Origin of the sequence: Nonomuraea pusilla (assembly GCF_900109355.1) — a bacterium.
Lineage (GTDB): Bacteria > Actinomycetota > Actinomycetes > Streptosporangiales > Streptosporangiaceae > Nonomuraea > Nonomuraea pusilla.
The window spans coordinates 1-15,758 of the sequence record NZ_FOBF01000024.1 but is presented as its reverse complement, the minus strand read 5'-3'; the positions used below and the strand labels follow the sequence as shown (position 1 = coordinate 15,758).

Here is a 15,758-nt window from a genome sequence, read left to right as displayed (position 1 = left end):
CCGATGGACGTCGTCAACGAACTGATCGAGCGCTCGCACCGCCTCGGCGCCGACCCGCGCAACACCAACTACGCGGGCGGCAACGCCTCCGCCAAGGGCAGCGCGCCCGACCCCGTCACCGGCGAGGACGTCGAGCTCATGTGGGTGAAGGGCTCCGGCGGCGACCTCGGCACCCTCACCGAGGCCGGCCTGGCCGTGCTGCGCCTGGACCGCCTGCGCGCCCTCACCCGGGTCTACCCGGGCGTCGAGCGCGAGGACGAGATGGTGGCCGCGTTCGACTACTGCCTGCACGGCAAGGGCGGCGCCGCGCCGTCGATCGACACCGCCATGCACGGCCTGGTCGAGGCCGCCCACGTCGACCACCTGCACCCCGACGCCGGCATCGCCATCGCCACCGCCGCCGACGGCGAGGAGCTGACCCGGCGCGTCTTCGGCGACCGCGTGGTGTGGGTGCCCTGGCGGCGGCCCGGCTTCCAGCTCGGGCTGGACATCGCCGCCATCGCCCGCGACAACCCGCGGGCCGTCGGCTGCGTCCTCGGCGGCCACGGCATCACCGCCTGGGGCTCGACCTCCGCCGAGTGCGAGTCCCGCTCCCTGGAGATCATCCGCACGGCCGAGGCGTACCTCGCCGAGCACGGCCGCCCCGACCCGTTCGGCCCGGTCGTGCGCGAGCCGCTGCCGGAGGCCGAGCGGCACACCCGCGCCGCCGCGCTGTTCCCGGTGATCCGCGGCCTGGCCTCCTCCGACGCGCGCGTGGTCGGCCACTACACCGACACCCCCGAGGTGCTCGACTTCCTCGCCCGCGCCGAGCACCCGCGGCTGGCCGCGCTCGGCACGTCCTGCCCCGACCACTTCCTGCGCACCAAGGTCGCCCCGCTCGTGCTCGACCTCGCGCCGGACGCCCCGGTGGAGGCGGCCGTCGCGCGGCTGCGCGAGCTGCACGACGCCTACCGCGCCGACTACACCGCCTACTACGAGCGCCACGCCGTGCCCGGCTCCCCGCCGATGCGCGGCGCCGACCCGGCGATCGTGCTCGTGCCCGGCGTCGGCATGTTCTCGTTCGGCAAGGACAAGCAGACCGCGCGCGTCGCCGGCGAGTTCTACGTCAACGCCATCAACGTCATGCGCGGCGCGGAGTCCGTCTCCTCCTACGCCCCCATCCCCGAGTCGGAGAAGTTCCGCATCGAGTACTGGGAGCTGGAGGAGGCCAAGCTCCGCCGCATGCCCAAGCCCAAGCCGCTGGCGACGCGCGTCGCGCTGGTCACGGGCGGAGGCTCCGGCATCGGCGCGGCCACCGCCAGGCGGCTGGCCGCCGAGGGCGCCTGCGTCGTCGTCGCCGACCGCGACCTGGCCGCCGCCGAGAAGGTGGCCGCCGAGATCGGCGCGAAGGCGGCGCACCCCTCGGACGCCGCCGTCGCCGTCGCCGTGGACGTCACCGACGAGGAGCAGGTCGTCGCCGCCGTGCGCCGGGCCGTGCTGGCCTTCGGCGGCGTGGACCTCGTCGTCAACAACGCCGGGCTGTCGCTGTCGAGGTCGCTGCTGGAGACCACGCTCGACGACTGGGACCTCCAGCACGACGTCATGGCGCGCGGCTCGTTCCTCGTCTCCAGGGAGACCGCCCGCGTCATGATCGAGCAGGGCGTCGGCGGCGACGTCGTCTACGTCTCCTCGAAGAACTCCGTCTTCGCGGGCCCGAACAACGTCGCCTACGGCGCCGCCAAGGCCGACCAGGCGCACCAGGTGCGCCTCCTCGCGGCCGAACTCGGCGAGCACGGCATCCGCGTCAACGGCGTCAACCCCGACGGCGTGGTGCGCGGCTCCGGCATCTTCTCCTCCGGCTGGGGCGCCCGCCGGGCCGCCGTGTACGGGGTGCCGGAGGAGCGGCTCGGCGAGTACTACGCCCAGCGCACCCTGCTGAAGCGGGAGGTGCTGCCCGAGCACGTGGCCGCCGCGGTCTTCGCGCTCACCGGCGGCGACCTCACCCACACCACCGGCCTGCACATCCCGGTGGACGCCGGCGTCGCCGCCGCCTTCCTGCGCTGACGCCCGCCCTGGCGGCGGGGGTCGCGCCCACCCCCGCCGCCCGCCTGCTCAGGGTACGGGCGCCACCATCCTGCTCAGGCGTACGCCGCCACCATGCCCACGATCACCATCGCCAGCCCGCCCACGGTCACGAGGGCGCCCGCGACCGCCAGGCCGCGCCGCGTCCGCCGTCCCGCGCCCCGCCAGTAGCCGATCACGTACGGCAGGAAGCCGAGGCCGCCCACCCCCACCGCGGGCAGGGTGAGCGCGGCGAGCACGCCCTTGGTCCCCGCGGGCACCGCCCTGTCGCCCTCGGGCGTGAGCCGGGCGCGCAGCACGTCCCCGGCGTCGGAGTCGGGGGAGGCCGCCACCGCGACGGCGGGGCCGCCGCCGTCCGGGGTGAACCTGCCCTTGCAGTCGTAGCGGCCCTGGCCGAGCGCCGTGCACGACACCACCGTCAGCGTCCCCGGCGTTCCCGTCTTCCCCGCCGCGAGCCTGAGGTCGGGCACGGCCAGCACCACCGGCAGCGCGCAGACCACCAGCCAGAGCAGGACGATGATCACGCGCCCGGCCGGTCCGGGCCCCCGGTCGCCGCTCCCGGCCGGTGTCACGAAGGTGAGATCGGGCAAGTACTCGCTCATGCGGGCATCCTGCACCGCGCCACTTGGAAGCGGTTTGAGCCGCACTGCAAACCCGCCGCCCCGCGCCTGACCCGGGCGGCCCCGGCCCGGCTTGCATATTCATCCCATCCCGTGCATCATTTTCACACAGCAAAGTCATGAGGATGAGTGCATAGCTATGCAGGAGGCGCGGATGAGGGCGGCGATCGCGGGAGCGAGCGGCTACGCGGGAGGTGAGCTGCTGCGCCTGCTGCTCGGCCATCCGGAGTTCGAGATCGGCGCCCTGACGGCGGCGTCCAGCGCGGGCAGCAGGCTCGGCGCGCACCAGCCCCACCTGCCCGTCCTCGCCGACCGCGTCATCGAGGACACCACCCCCGAGGCCCTGGCCGGCCACGACGTCGTCTTCCTGGCGCTCCCGCACGGCCACTCCGCCGCCGTGGCCGCGAGCCTCGGCGCCGACACCGTCGTCGTCGACTGCGGCGCCGACCACCGGCTCACCGACCCCGCCGCCTGGCAGGAGTTCTACGGCGGCGAGCACGCCGGCACCTGGCCCTACGGCCTGCCCGAGCTGCCGGGGCAGCGCGAGGCGCTGAAGGGCGCCAGGCGCGTCGCCGTGCCCGGCTGCTACCCCACGTCGGTGCTCCTCGCCCTGTTCCCCGCCTTCGCCGCCGGCCTGGCCGAGCCCGACGTCGTCGTGGTGGCCGCCAGCGGCACCAGCGGCGCCGGCCGCTCGCTCAAGACCCACCTGCTCGGCAGCGAGGTCATGGGCTCGGTCAGCGCGTACGGGGTGGGCGGCGTCCACCGCCACACCCCCGAGATGGAGCAGGGGCTCTCCGCCGTCGCCGGCCGCCCGGTGCGCGTGTCGTTCACGCCCACCCTGGCCCCGATGAGCCGCGGCATCCTCGCCACCTGCACCGCGCCCGCCGCGCCGGGCGTCACCCGCGAGTCGCTGCGCACCGCGTACGAGGCCGCGCTGAAGGACGAGCCGTTCGTCACGCTGCTCCCCGAGGGCGTCTGGCCCGCCACCTCCATGACCTACGGCGCCAACACCGCCGCCCTGCAGGTGACGCTCGACGAGCGCGCCCGCCGCGTGGTCGCCGTCATCGCCATCGACAACCTCACCAAGGGCACGGCCGGGGGCGCCATCCAGAGCGTCAACCTCGCGCTCGGCCTGCCGGAAGAGCTCGGCCTCCCCCTGACAGGAGTCGCACCATGAGTGTTACCGCACCGCTCGGCTTCCGTGCCGCGGGCGTCGCCGCGGGCATCAAGTCCGGCGGGGCCCGCGACCTCGCCCTCGTCGTCAACGACGGCCCGAGCCGCGCCGCCGCGGGCGTCTTCACCGCCAACCGCGTCAAGGCCGCCCCCGTGCTGTGGTCGCAGCAGGTGCTGAAGGGCGGGCGCCTGCGCGCCGTCGTGCTCAACTCCGGCGGGGCCAACGCCTGCACCGGCCCCGAGGGCTTCCAGGACACCCACGCCACCGCCGAGAAGGTGGCCGAGGCGCTGTCCGACTCCGCCGGCGAGGTCGCCGTCTGCTCCACCGGCCTGATCGGCGAGCGGCTGCCCATGGACGCGCTGCTGTCCGGCGTCGACGCCGCGGCCGCGCAGCTCTCGCGCGACGGCGGCCTGGCCGCCGCCGACGCCATCCGCACCACCGACACCGTCAGCAAGATCTCGTTCAAGCGCGCCGCGGGCTACATGGTCGGCGGCATGGCCAAGGGCGCCGGCATGCTCGCCCCCGCCCTGGCCACCATGCTGTGCGTCATCACCACCGACGCCGACGTGTCCGCCGACGACCTCGACGCCGTCCTGCGCAGGGCCACCGCGAAGACGTTCGACCGGCTCGACGCCGACGGCTGCATGTCCACCAACGACACCGTGCTGCTGCTGGCCAGCGGCGCCGCGGGCGTCAAGCCCGACCTCGCCGAGTTCGAGCAGAAGGTCACCGAGGTCTGCGCCGACCTCGCCAGGCAGCTCCTCGTCGACGCCGAGGGCGCGTCCAAGGCCATCGCCGTCGAGGTCGTCGGCGCCGCCTCCGAGCGCGACGCCCTCACCGTCGGCCGCGCCGTCTCCCGCTCCAACCTGCTCAAGTGCGCCGTCCACGGCGAGGACCCCAACTGGGGCCGCGTCCTCGCCGCCGTCGGCACCACCGACGCCGCGTTCGAGCCCGACCGGGTCAACGTCGCCATCAACGGCATCTGGATCTGCCGCGGCGGCGCCGTCGGCGACGACCGCGCCAAGGTGGACATGCGCCCCCGCGACGTCACGATCACCATCGACCTGTCGGCCGGCCCGCACTCGGCCACGATCCACACCACCGACCTGACGGCCGCGTACGTCCACGAGAACTCGGCGTACTCGTCATGAAGCAGATGTGGCAGAGCGGAAGGACGGGCGAGGCGCACGCCAAGGCGGGCACCCTCATCGAGGCGCTGCCGTGGCTGGCGCGCTTCCACGGCGCGACCGTCGTCATCAAGTACGGCGGCAACGCGATGACCGAGGAGGCGCTGCGCGAGGGCTTCGCCGAGGACATCGTCTTCCTCCACTACGCCGGGCTGCGCCCGGTCGTGGTGCACGGCGGCGGCCCCCAGATCAGCAGCCACCTCGACAGGCTCGGCATCGAGTCGACGTTCACCGCCGGGCTGCGCGTCACCACGCCCGAGGCCATGCAGGTCGTCAGGATGGTCCTGGTCGGCCAGGTCAACCGCGACATCGTCGGCCTGGTCAACCGGCACGGACCGTTCGCCGTCGGCATGTCGGGCGAGGACGCCCACCTGTTCACCGCCGAGCGCAAGCACGCCGTCGTCGACGGCGAGCCCGTGGACATCGGCCAGGTCGGCGACATCGTCAGGGTCGACCCCGGTGCCGTGCGCGCGCTCCTCGACGACGGCCGCATCCCCGTGGTCTCCAGCGTCGCCAGGGGCGAGGACGGCCAGATCTACAACGTCAACGCCGACACCGCGGCCGCCGCGCTGGCCGTGGCGCTCCAGGCGCAGAAGCTGATCGTCCTCACCGACGTCGAAGGCCTGTACGCCAACTGGCCCGACGACACCGACGTGATCGCCCAGCTCGCCGCCGGCGAACTGGAGGCGATGCTCCCCACGCTCTCCAGCGGCATGGTGCCCAAGATGGAGGCATGCCTGACGGCCGTGCGGGGAGGAGTGCCCCAGGCACACGTCCTCGACGGCCGGGTGCCCCACGCCCTGCTGCTGGAGATCTTCACCAACGAAGGAATCGGAACCATGGTGATGCCCTCATGAGCCTCCTTGACAGGTTCGAGCAGGCGTTCATGCCCAACTACGGCGTCCCGCCGGTGGCGCTGGCGCGCGGCGAGGGCACCCGCGTCTGGGACGTCGACGGCAAGGAGTACCTCGACTTCATCGCGGGCATCGCCGTGAGCTCGCTCGGCCACGCGCACCCCGCCCTGGTCGAGGCGGTCTCCCGCCAGGTCGCCACCCTCGCCCACACCAGCAACCTGTTCGTGCACGAGCCCGAGGTGCTGCTCGCCGAGAAGCTGCTCGGCCTGCTCGGCGCCCCCGCCAGGGTCTTCCTCGCCAACTCCGGCACCGAGGCCAACGAGGCGGCGTACAAGCTGGCGCTCACGTACGGCAGGCGCGAGGGCCGCAGCTACTTCGTCGCCGCCGAGAACGGCTTCCACGGCCGCACGATCGGCGCGCTCTCGCTCACCGGCAAGAAGTCGATCCGCGACCAGTTCGGGCCGTTCCCGGTGGACGTCCGCTTCGTCCCGTACGGCGACGCCGAGGCGCTCAGGCGGGCCGTGACCGGCGACTGCATCGCCGTCTTCCTGGAGCCCACCCAGGGCGAGGCCGGCGTCGTCCCGCCGCCCGAGGGCTACCTGCGCGCGGCCAGGGAGATCTGCGACGCCACGGGCGCCCTGCTGGTGGCCGACGAGATCCAGTCCGCCATCGGCCGCACCGGCCACTGGTTCGCCCACCAGGCCGACGGGTTCGTCCCCGACCTCCTCACCCTGGCCAAGGGCCTCGGCGGCGGCCTGCCGATCGGCGCCTGCGTCGGCTTCGGCGCCGCCGGCACCCTGTTCGGCAAGGGCGACCACGGCTCCACCTTCGGCGGCAACCCGGTCTCCTGCGCCGCCGCGCTGGCCGTGCTCGACAACCTCGACCTCGACCACGTCAACGCCGTCGCCCCCCGCCTGCGCTCCGGCCTGGAGTCGGCCGCCCACCCGCTGCTGAAGGGCGTGCGGGGCCGCGGCCTGTGGCTGGCCGCCGTGCTCACCGAGCCGCGCGCGGCCGAGGTGCAGCGCGCCGCCGCCGGCGCGGGCTTCCTCGTCAACGCGGTCCAGCCCGACGCGGTGCGCATCGCGCCGCCGCTCGTCGTCACCGCCGACGAGATCGACGCCCTCGTGACCGCCTTCCCCAAGATCCTCGAAGAGGCCGCGCAGTGACCAAGCACTTCCTCAAAGACGACGACCTCACCCCGGACGAGCAGGCCGAGGTGCTGGACCTGGCCGCGGCCATGAAGAAGGACCGCTTCGGCTACCGGCCCTTCGAGGGGCCGAAGACCGTCGCCGTGCTGTTCGACAAGCCGTCGGCCAGGACCCGCGTCTCCTTCCACACCGGCATCGGGGAACTCGGCGGCCTGCCGCTCGTCATCGACGGCGTCTCCACCCTGATGGGCCGCGGCGAGCCCACCGAGGACATCGCCCGCGTCCTCGGCCGGCAGGTCGCCGCGATCGTCTGGCGCACCGGCGCGCAGGAACTCGTCGAGACCATGGCCGCCCACGCCGGCGTGCCCGTCGTCAACGCGCTCACCGACGCCTACCACCCCTGCCAGATCCTCGCCGACCTGCAGACCGTGCGCGAGCGGCTCGGCAGGACCGCCGGGCTGACGTTCACCTACGTCGGCGACGGCGCCAACAACATGGCCCATTCCTACCTGCTGGGCGGCGCCACGGCCGGCATGCACGTCCGCGTCGCCGCCCCCGCCGGGTACGAGCCCGACCCGGCCGTCCTCGCCAGGGCCGCCGCCATCGCCGCGCAGACCGGCGGCTCCGTGGCCGCCCTGACCGACCCGGCCGCCGCGGCCGAGGGCGCGCACGTCATCGCCACCGACACCTGGGTGTCGATGGGCCAGACGGGCAAGGAGGAGCGGGTCGCCGCGCTGCGCCCGTACCAGGTGAACGCCGGCCTGCTGGAGCGCGCCGCGCCCGAGGTGGTCGTGCTGCACTGCCTGCCCGCCTACCGAGGCCACGAGATCACCGCCGACGTGCTCGAAGGCCCGCGCAGCGCCGTCTGGGACCAGGCCGAGAACCGCCTGCACGCCCAGAAGGCCCTCCTCCACTGGCTGGTGACGCGCCCGTGACCATCCCGATGACCAAGGCCGCGCGGCAGGCGAAGATCACGGAGCTGCTGACGCGGCAGCCCGTGCGCTCCCAGCCCGAGCTGGCCAAGCTGCTCGCCGAGAGCGGCCTCGAGGTCACCCAGGCGACGCTCTCACGCGACCTGGACGAGCTCGGCGCGCTCAAGCTGCGCGCCGAGGACGGCTCGCTCGTGTACGCCCTGCCAGGCGAGGGCGGCGGCCGCATCCCGCTCGCCAGGGTCGGCACCGGGGAGAGCCCGGCCGCCCGGCTGCGCCGCATCGCCGAGGAACTGCTCGTCGCCGCCGAGGCGTCGGCGAACCTGGTCATCGTCAGGACGCCCCCGGGCGCCGCCCAGTTCCTGGCCTCCGCCATCGACCACGCCGACTGGGAGTCCATCCTCGGCACGGTGGCCGGCGACGACACGATCCTCGTCATCAGCCGCGATCCCGCGGGCGGGCAGGCGGTCGCCGAGTCGCTGCTGAAGGTGGCCGACCGGCGGAGCTAGCCCGCCCAGGGCCCGCCCGCCGCGCGCCGCCGACCACGTCAAGCAATGAAGATCATGAAATGTCCCGTGCCCGCCGTCCCGATCACGGCGGCCCGGGACGCAAGAAGGGCTGAGGTGCACTATGGTCGCGGGGGACACGAAGGAGATGACGGTGAGTGATGGCAAGCCGATGCGGCTGTGGGGCGGGCGCTTCGAAGGCGGCCCGTCCGACGCGCTGACCCGGCTGTCGGTGAGCGTGCACTTCGACTGGCGCCTGGTCCCGTACGACCTGGCCGCCTCCCGGGCCCACGCCCGGGTCCTGCACAGGGCCGCACTGCTGAGCGACGAGGAGCTCGAGCGCATGATCGCCGCGCTCGACGACCTGGAGCAGGCCTGCAAGGCGGGCGAGTTCCGCCCGACGGTCGCCGACGAGGACGTGCACACCGCGCTGGAGCGCGGCCTGCTGGAGCGGCTCGGCTCCCTCGGCGGCAAGCTGCGCGCCGGCCGCAGCCGCAACGACCAGATCGCCACCGACCTGCGCCTGTACCTGCGCGACCACGCCCGCACCATCGTCTCCAGGCTGGTCGAGCTGGAGACCGCGCTCATGGCGCAGGCCGAGCAGCACGCCGAGACCGCCGCGCCCGGCATGACGCACCTGCAGCACGCCCAGCCGGTGTCGTTCGGGCACCAGCTGCTCGCCCACGTCCACGCGTTCACGCGCGACATCGACAGGCTCATCGACTGGGACCGGCGGGCCGCCGTCTCCCCGCTGGGCTCCGGCGCGCTCGCCGGGTCGTCGCTGCCGCTCGACCCGCAGGCCGTGGCCGAGGAGCTCGGCTTCTCCTCCGCCGCCCCCAACTCGATGGACGCCGTCGCCGACCGCGACTTCGCCGCCGAGTTCCTCTTCGCGGCCGCCATGATCGGCATGCACCTGTCGCGGCTCGGCGAGGAGATCGTCCTGTGGGCCTCGCAGGAGTTCCGCTGGATCGAGATGGACGACGCCTACTCCACCGGCTCGTCGATCATGCCGCAGAAGAAGAACCCCGACGTGGCCGAACTGGCGCGCGGCAAGTCCGGGCGGCTCATCGGCAACCTCATGTCGCTGCTGACCACGCTCAAGGGCCTGCCCCTGACGTACAACCGCGACCTGCAGGAGGACAAGGAGCCGGTGTTCGACTCGGTCGACACCCTGCTGCTCGTCCTGCCCGCCATGGCGGGCCTGGTCGCCACCATGCGGGTCAACACCGCGCGCCTGGAGGCGTCGGCCCCCGACGGCTTCGCGCTCGCCACCGACCTGGCCGAGCTGCTGGTGCGCAGGGGCGTGCCGTTCCGCGAGGCGCACGAGGCCGTCGGCCACCTCGTCGTCTGGTGCCAGGTCAACGACAAGGACCTCGGCGACCTCACCGACGACGAGCTGGTCAAGGTGTCGCCGCACCTGACCCCCGACGTCCGCGACGTGCTCAACGTGCCCGGCGCGCTCGCCGCGCGCAAGGCGCACGGCGGCACCGCCCCCGACCGCGTCCGCGACCAGCTCGTGGCGCTGGGGGAGACCGTCGACACGCAGGCGGCATGGGCCGCGGGGAGCTGAGCTCCGCGCCGCTGCCGCGGAGCTTCTTCGACCGGCCGTCGCACGAGGTGGCGCCCGACCTGCTCGGGCGCGTCCTCGTCCACGGGCCCGTCGCCGTACGCCTGACCGAGGTCGAGGCGTACGGCGGCCCCGGCGAGGACCCCGCCGCGCACACCTACCGGGGCAAGACCCCGAGGAACGCCGTCATGTTCGGCCCGCCCGGCCACCTGTACGTGTACTTCACGTACGGCATGCACTTCTGCACCAACCTCGTCTGCCTGCCCGAAGGGCACGGCTCGGCCGTGCTGCTGCGCGCCGGCGAGGTCGTGGCCGGTCTCGACGTGGCCCGCGCCCGCCGCTCAGCCCCCGGCCGCGACCCTGCCGTCGCCCGCGGTTCCGCCCCGGGCCGCGACGCTGCCGCGGCCCGCCGTTCCGCCCCCGAACGCGACCTGGCCCGCGGTCCCGCCAGGCTGGCCGTGGCGCTCGGCCTGGCGCGCGAGCACAACGGCCTCGACGCCGTCTGGGAGGGCCCGGCCGCGGCGCTGCGGCCCCTCGGCCTGCCCGGGGAAGCCGCCCCCGACGGCCCCGCCGGGCACGCGGCCACCCTGACCGGCGTGCCGCACGGATCGGCCGCCGTCCTCGAAGGCCGCCCCGCCCACCCCGGCGAGATCCGCTCGGGCCCCCGCACCGGCATCTCCACCGCCAAGGACACCCCGTGGCGGTTCTGGATCGACGGCGACCCCACCGTCTCGCCGTACCGGGCTCACGTCCCGCGCCGGCGCAGCACCGCCGCCACCTCCGTGGGGGAGGCGCCGAGCTCGTGACGGCTGAAGACGTGCAGGTGGTCGCCCGTGTCGATCTCCAGCATCTCGCTGCGCAGCCCGTACCTCGTGCGAACGTCCACGGTGATCTCGCGCACCTCGTCCCACGGCACGCGCCTGCGGCCCGCGAACCCGTGCACCACCGTGATGCCGCCCTCGTCCGCCGCCAGCCGCACCGGCACGAGCACGTCCCGCAGGCCCATCGCCCCCACCAGCACCGCCGCGGGCACGGCCAGCACCACGCCGGCCAGGTCGCCCACCGACCACCAGTAGACGGCGAGCCCCGCGCACACGAGACCCCCTAAGATCTTCAAAACGGCCGGCTCGCGACGGACCTTCCACATGGAGCCCGAGAGTATCCAAGTAGCGGTCACACGCCGCGATCGGGCACGCTGTAATCACTGAACCTCTATCGGAAAGCCAGCTACCGTGACCGACATCCTCGATGAACTCGAATGGCGCGACGTCCTCGCGCAGACCACCGACATCGACGCCCTGCGTGAGGCGCTGTCGAAGGGTCCGATCACGGTCTATGCCGGTTTCGACCCCACCGCGCCGTCCCTGCACGTCGGCAACCTCGCCACGCTGCTGATCCTCACGCGCTTCCAGCGGGCGGGCCACCGGCCCATCGGCCTGGTCGGCGGCGCCACCGGCCTCATCGGCGACCCCAGCGGCCGCAGCACCGAGCGCGTGCTCAACACCGAGGACGTCGTCGCCGAGTGGGTGTCCAAGATCCGCGTGCAGGTGGAGAAGTTCCTGTCGTTCGAGCCCGGCCCCACCTCGGCCACGCTCGTCAGCAACCTCGACTGGACGGCCGAGATGTCGGCCATCGACTTCCTGCGCGACGTCGGCAAGCACTTCCCGGTCAACCGCATGCTGGCCCGCGAGTCGGTCTCCGCCAGGCTCGCCGGCGAAGGGCTCAGCTACACCGAGTTCAGCTACCAGATCCTGCAGGCCAACGACTACCTGGAGCTGTACCGCAGGCACGGCTGCACGCTCCAGCTCGGCGGCAGCGACCAGTGGGGCAACATCACGGCCGGCGTCGACCTCGTCAGGCGCGTCGAGGGCGGCCACGTCCACGCCCTGACCGGCAAGCTGATCACCAAGGCCGACGGCACGAAGTTCGGCAAGACCGCGGGCGGCGCCGTGTGGCTCGACGGCAGCCTGACCTCGCCGTACGCGTTCTACCAGTACTGGCTGAACGCCGACGACCGCGACGTGGTCCGCTTCCTCAAGGTGTTCACCTTCCGCACCCGCGAGGAGATCGACGAGCTGGAGAAGGCGGTCGCCGACCGGCCGTTCGCCCGTGAGGCGCAGCGCGCGCTGGCCGAGGACCTCACCACGATGGTCCACGGCGCCGACGAGCTGCAGGCCGTCGTCGCCGCCTCCCGCGCGCTGTTCGGACAGGGCGAGCTCAAGGAACTGCCGGCCGCCACCCTGCAGGCCGCGCTCGCCGAGGTGCCCAAGGCCGCCGTCCCCGCGCTCGGCGCGTCGTTCGTCGACCTGCTGTCCGACAGCGGGCTGGTCGAGTCGAAGTCGGCGGCCCGCAGGGCGGTCAAGGAGGGCGGCGCGTACCTCAACAACGTCAAGATCACTGACGAGGCGTACGTGCCTGCCGCCGACGACCTGCTGCACGGGCGCTTCATGGTGCTGCGGCGCGGCAAGAAGTCGATCGGCGGCGTCGAGGTCGGCTGACCCGGCCCCGCCCCGCCACCCTTCCGAGGGGCGGCGCCCACCCGGGCGCCGCCCCTCGCCACGTCCGGGGTGGGAGTGTTCTCTTGGGGGCGCAGAACCGTTTCACGCGAACGGCCGCACCGCATGACCAAGGCCCTTCACCTGAACGGGCCTGTCGCGTGACCAGGGCCCCTTCCTGCGAACGGGCCCGTCCGTGACCAAGGCCCCTTCGATGTGAGCGGGCCTGCCGCGTGATCGAGGTCCTTTCGCGTGAGCGGCCCTCTCGTATGACGGGGTCCCTTCGCGTGAGAGGGCCTGTCGGCTGGGCGGGCCCTTTCGGTTGAGCGGGGCCTGTCGGCTGGCGGGGGTCCTTCCGGGTGGGCAGGCCTGCCGTGCGTCCAAGGCCTTGCGGGGTGGGCGGGCTTGCCGTGCGTCCAGGGCCTTTCCCCGTGAACGGGCCTATCGGGTGAACAGGGCCACGGTGAGGCCGGGGAGGTCGGCCGAGTGCTTGGCCCACGCCGGCTCGAACCCGGCCCGCCGCACCTCCGCCACCCGGGACAGCCCGCCGTCCGCCAGGCCCTCCTGCTTGGTGCCGCGCCACACCACCCACACCCGGTCGCGTCCCTCCAGCGCCGCGGCGACGTCGGGACGTTCCGGGTAGGCGAACCCGTCCGGCGCCGGCGCGTCGCCCGCCTTCAGCACGTCCACCGGCATGAGCGAGTCGGCGTAGTACTCGAACCCCGCCCGCAGCTGGCTCTGCCCGTAGACGATCGCGTCGTCGCGCTGCGCCTTGATCACCCGTAGGGCCCAGGGGATGTTCTCGAACCGGCCGTTCTCCTCGCGTACCGCGACGTGGTCGGGCACCGAGACCCCCACCACGAGCAGGGCGAGCGCCACCCCCGCCGCCGTCCCGAACCTCGGCAGCGCGGCCACGGCCGCTCCCGCCAGCAGGGCGAGCGCGGGCGCGGTGACGAACAGGTAGCGGTCGACGTACACCGGCGTCACCAGGTGCGACACCGCGAGCAGCAGCACGGGCGGCAGCACCAGCCAGCCGAGCAGCGCCGCGGCCCAGCCGCGCGCCCGCGGCCACAGCAGCGCTGCCCCCGCCAGCGCCACCGTGAACAGCAGCACGCCCGCCACCGTCGTGCCCGCCGCCATCTTCGGGAACTTGAGCAGCACCTCGGGCCCGCGCTGCGGGATCCAGCTGATCGCGTGGCGTTCGCCGAAGCCGACGAGGCCCAGCACCGCCGCGGGCACGCCGCCCACGGCGAGCGCGGGCAGCATCCGCGCCAGCACGTCCCTGCGGGCCAGCGCCAGGTGGGCGGGCAGCGTGAGCACGGCGAACAGGTGGGTGCAGCACACCAGCGCCACCGCGATCCCGTACGTCACCCAGCCGCGCGCGTCGCGCCGCTCCACCGCCCGGTGCAGCGCCCAGAACGACAGGACGACCGCCGCCGCCGCGAACGCGTAGGACCGGGCGAACGCCCCGTAGTACGACACCGAAGGCAACAGCGCGAAGACGGCCGCCCCCACCAGGCCCGCTCTGGTGCTGTGCACCCGCCGGCCGAGGTCCACGAGGAACCCCGCCGCCACCGCGACGGCCAGCGCCGAGGGCAGCCGCAGCCAGAGCTCCGACGTCCCGGCCATCGACCAGACATGCATGAACAGGTAGTACGGCAGGAAATGCCCGTCGATGTGCCGCGCCAGCTCCCACAGCCCGCCGATGGAGCGGGAGGCGGCGCTGATGGTCGCGATCTCGTCGCCGTTGAGCGTCGCGGCGCCGTTGCCGGAGAACGCGGCCGCCCCGGCGAGGAGCGCCGCCCACCAGGGGAGCGACGAGCGGGCTTTCGTGGCCGGCCGGACAGGAGGAGCGAGCGTGGCGGCAGTGGTCACCGAGGCAGGATATGCGCGTAGGCTCGGAGCCGTGGCCCGAGTGATCGTGTTCGACCTGTACGGCGTCATCGCCAGGACCCAGCCGGAGCAGGCGCGGCGCTACCTCGTCGAGCTGGCGGGGGTTTCCGGGGAGGCGTTCTGGGAGGCGTACTGGGCCTGCCGCCCCGCCTACGACGCCGGGCAGGACAGCGCAGGGTACTGGGCGGCGGTCGCCGACCGGCTGGGCGCGCGGTTCGCCGACGTGCCGGCGCTGATCAGCGCGGACCTGGAGAGCTGGTCCCACGTCGATCCCGCCATGGTGGCCCTGGTGCACGAGCTCGCCGACGCCGGCCACCGGCTCGGGCTGCTCTCGAACATCGTCGAGGACCTCGTCCCCGTGTGGGAGTCGGGGCACGCGCAGTGGCTGGGGCGCTTCTCCTCCCTGACGTTCTCGTGCCGCATCGGCGTGGCCAAGCCCGACCCGCGCGCGTACCGGATCTGCGCGGAGGGCGTCGGCGCCGATCCCGGCGAGGTGCTCTTCTTCGACGACAACGAGACCAACGTCCGGGCCGCCAGGGAAGCGGGGATGACGGCCGAGGTGTTCACTTCTGCCGGGCAGGTGCGTAGACTGGTCCGTGAGGACACACCCGCCCGCTGACCTGCGGTTACGCCGGGCGGGACACGCGGGTCGCCGTGGGGATTTGACGTCCGGCGAATCGCGACCTAATCTTTCACTTCGCCCCGGGAGTGAGCCGGACGCCGATCAGGCGGACGGGCCCCAGGGCAAGCCCCTTGAAATGACGAGCCACTCGGCTGAGGCGCCTCCGCGCGTCCCCGGTTCGAGGAGGCTTTTCGGGCGCGCCGAAGCACCGAATAATCGGTTGATTCGACACGTCGGGAAAGCCGGGGTAAGTTACGGGGGTCCGGTCCGAGGAATTCAGAGCAAATCGCAAAGATTTGACACGAATTCGGAAGAGCGGATAAAATGAAGAAGTAACGAGAAAGCGCCTCCGAGCGAGACTCTCGAAGAGTCGAACAAGGAAGTACGCGTCCGTTTCTTGAGAACTCAACAGTGTGCTTAAAGCCAGTGCATGATTATCATGTAACACCCCGTCATTAATGACGGATTCCTTTTGGTTGGGATTCAACCAGCTTCAAACATTGTTTGGAGAGTTTGATCCTGGCTCAGGACGAACGCTGGCGGCGTGCTTAACACATGCAAGTCGAGCGGAAAGGCCCTTCGGGGTACTCGAGCGGCGAACGGGTGAGTAACACGTGAGTAACCTGCCCCTGACTCTGGGATAAGCCCGGGAAACTGGGTCTAATACCGGATACGACCACTCCAGGCATCTGGTGGTGGTGG

The 15,758-nt window shown here is 72.9% G+C and carries 14 protein-coding genes and 1 rRNA gene; 12 read left to right on the top strand and 3 right to left on the bottom strand.

Annotated features, from left to right (window positions below; all coding sequences use genetic code 11):
• Nucleotides 1-3 precede the first annotated feature (3 nt).
• Nucleotides 4-2,043, top strand: coding sequence for a bifunctional aldolase/short-chain dehydrogenase (locus tag BMX74_RS35565; protein ID WP_091104942.1), 2,040 nt, complete (start codon nucleotides 4-6; stop codon nucleotides 2,041-2,043).
• Nucleotides 2,044-2,117: 74 nt separating this feature from the next.
• Here BMX74_RS35565 and BMX74_RS35560 read toward each other — a convergent pair whose 3' ends face one another.
• Nucleotides 2,118-2,663: a hypothetical protein gene (locus BMX74_RS35560; protein ID WP_091104940.1), complete on the bottom strand. Its 546-nt coding sequence runs from the start codon at nucleotides 2,661-2,663 to the stop codon at nucleotides 2,118-2,120.
• Between the two features lie 172 nt (nucleotides 2,664-2,835).
• Here BMX74_RS35560 and argC point away from each other — a divergent pair, with 172 nt between their 5' ends.
• From argC to BMX74_RS35520, 8 genes are all read left to right on the top strand, one after another.
• Nucleotides 2,836-3,858 (top strand): N-acetyl-gamma-glutamyl-phosphate reductase, encoded by a 1,023-nt coding sequence (gene argC / locus BMX74_RS35555; RefSeq protein ID WP_055506273.1) that lies wholly within the window; start codon nucleotides 2,836-2,838, stop codon nucleotides 3,856-3,858.
• The gene (argJ, locus tag BMX74_RS35550) at nucleotides 3,855-5,006 is read left to right on the top strand and encodes a bifunctional glutamate N-acetyltransferase/amino-acid acetyltransferase ArgJ (RefSeq protein WP_055505483.1); all 1,152 of its coding nucleotides are present in this window, start codon (nucleotides 3,855-3,857) and stop codon (nucleotides 5,004-5,006) included. Before argC ends, argJ begins: the two co-directional genes overlap by 4 nt.
• A 5-nt stretch (nucleotides 5,007-5,011) precedes the next feature.
• Nucleotides 5,012-5,899 carry an acetylglutamate kinase gene (gene argB / locus BMX74_RS35545; RefSeq protein WP_055505482.1) on the top strand — a complete coding sequence of 296 codons (888 nt, stop codon included), beginning with the start codon at nucleotides 5,012-5,014 and terminating at the stop codon, nucleotides 5,897-5,899.
• Nucleotides 5,896-7,062, top strand: coding sequence for an acetylornithine transaminase (locus BMX74_RS35540; protein ID WP_055505481.1), 1,167 nt, complete (start codon nucleotides 5,896-5,898; stop codon nucleotides 7,060-7,062). Before argB ends, BMX74_RS35540 begins: the two co-directional genes overlap by 4 nt.
• The gene (gene argF, locus BMX74_RS35535; RefSeq protein WP_091104939.1) at nucleotides 7,059-7,979 is read left to right on the top strand and encodes an ornithine carbamoyltransferase; all 921 of its coding nucleotides are present in this window, start codon (nucleotides 7,059-7,061) and stop codon (nucleotides 7,977-7,979) included. Before BMX74_RS35540 ends, argF begins: the two co-directional genes overlap by 4 nt.
• Nucleotides 7,980-7,987: 8 nt before the next feature.
• The gene (locus tag BMX74_RS35530) at nucleotides 7,988-8,482 is read left to right on the top strand and encodes an arginine repressor (RefSeq protein ID WP_082535340.1); all 495 of its coding nucleotides are present in this window, start codon (nucleotides 7,988-7,990) and stop codon (nucleotides 8,480-8,482) included.
• Nucleotides 8,483-8,627: 145 nt separating this feature from the next.
• Nucleotides 8,628-10,049, top strand: a complete 1,422-nt coding sequence (argH, locus tag BMX74_RS35525) for an argininosuccinate lyase (protein ID WP_082535339.1) — start codon at nucleotides 8,628-8,630, stop codon at nucleotides 10,047-10,049.
• Nucleotides 10,031-10,852 carry a DNA-3-methyladenine glycosylase gene (locus BMX74_RS35520; RefSeq protein WP_091104937.1) on the top strand — a complete coding sequence of 274 codons (822 nt, stop codon included), beginning with the start codon at nucleotides 10,031-10,033 and terminating at the stop codon, nucleotides 10,850-10,852. Before argH ends, BMX74_RS35520 begins: the two co-directional genes overlap by 19 nt.
• On the opposite strand, the gene BMX74_RS35515 is transcribed toward BMX74_RS35520, so the two are convergent.
• On the bottom strand, nucleotides 10,792-11,142 hold the full coding sequence (locus BMX74_RS35515; RefSeq protein WP_055505476.1) for a PH domain-containing protein: 351 nt from the start codon (nucleotides 11,140-11,142) through the stop codon (nucleotides 10,792-10,794). The genes BMX74_RS35520 and BMX74_RS35515 overlap by 61 nt on opposite strands.
• A 136-nt stretch (nucleotides 11,143-11,278) precedes the next feature.
• On the opposite strand from BMX74_RS35515, the gene tyrS reads away from it, so the two are divergent.
• Nucleotides 11,279-12,544: a tyrosine--tRNA ligase gene (gene tyrS / locus BMX74_RS35510; RefSeq protein ID WP_055505475.1), complete on the top strand. Its 1,266-nt coding sequence runs from the start codon at nucleotides 11,279-11,281 to the stop codon at nucleotides 12,542-12,544.
• 438 nt (nucleotides 12,545-12,982) lie between these two features.
• On the opposite strand, the gene BMX74_RS46380 is transcribed toward tyrS, so the two are convergent.
• Nucleotides 12,983-14,416 carry a glycosyltransferase family 39 protein gene (locus BMX74_RS46380; RefSeq protein WP_305728680.1) on the bottom strand — a complete coding sequence of 478 codons (1,434 nt, stop codon included), beginning with the start codon at nucleotides 14,414-14,416 and terminating at the stop codon, nucleotides 12,983-12,985.
• 31 nt (nucleotides 14,417-14,447) lie between these two features.
• Between BMX74_RS46380 and BMX74_RS35500 the strand changes: the two genes are divergently transcribed.
• Both BMX74_RS35500 and BMX74_RS35495 read left to right on the top strand, forming a co-directional pair.
• Complete coding sequence (locus BMX74_RS35500) at nucleotides 14,448-15,053, top strand: HAD family hydrolase (RefSeq protein ID WP_177227643.1); 606 nt, start codon at nucleotides 14,448-14,450, stop codon at nucleotides 15,051-15,053.
• A 504-nt stretch (nucleotides 15,054-15,557) separates the two neighbouring features.
• Nucleotides 15,558-15,758 (top strand): 16S ribosomal RNA (locus tag BMX74_RS35495); the annotation flags it as partial.